At 35.1% G+C, this 678-nt stretch carries 1 protein-coding gene; it reads right to left on the bottom strand.

Features of this window, described 5'->3' with window-relative positions:
* The coding region (locus M3P09_RS17215) for a BspA family leucine-rich repeat surface protein (protein ID WP_249974062.1) at window positions 1-678 on the bottom strand (678 nt) is incomplete at both ends.

The following is a 678-nucleotide window of genomic DNA, read 5'->3' as shown; positions in this document are numbered from 1 at the left end:
CCACCATCAGTAATCGTCCAATTAAAGGTTGAGTTTAAACTATTCCAAGCAGTTTCTGCTGTACAGTACTGACTACTGCCTCCATGAAAAGTTATATTATTAGGGACATCATCAATACCATCATTAGCAACACCACTTGTGTCTGTATGCCAACCTATTAAAGTAGCATCGTAGTTTTCTTGAGATAGGGTAGCATCAAAAAACATTTCAACCATTGCTGTAACATTACTGATATCCCAGTTATCAAGGGGTTGATTAAAAGGAGTGTTTCTAAACATATTTGACATTGTTGTAACAGCACTTACCTTCCAATTATTTATGGGAGAATTAAATAATGTACCTTGAAATACTTGTTCCATATTAGTAATTGTGCTTACATCCCAATTGTTAATAGCACCTCCATTATCTACAAAAGAACTACACCCTAAAAACATACCTAACATTGAAGAGGCTTGACTTAAATTTGGAGTGTTTGTTGCGTTTAGTACTAAATTACTACACCCTCGAAAAGACTGTTCCAGAGAGATCCAAACATTTGTACCCCATTGTTCAATCGTTTGTATTTTGTCTTTATCTCCTGTATTGTTAAAATAGATTCTAGGAAACGTACCACGAATAGCAACAATGTATGTACCAGCTGTTAAAGTAGTACTTGTAGCATTACCTGTTACATTGGTG

The sequence above is a fragment of the Jejuia spongiicola genome (assembly GCF_023502325.1).
In the GTDB taxonomy this organism is placed as follows: Bacteria; Bacteroidota; Bacteroidia; order Flavobacteriales; family Flavobacteriaceae; genus Wocania_A; species Wocania_A spongiicola.
This window is presented reverse-complemented; position numbering and strand designations above follow the sequence as displayed.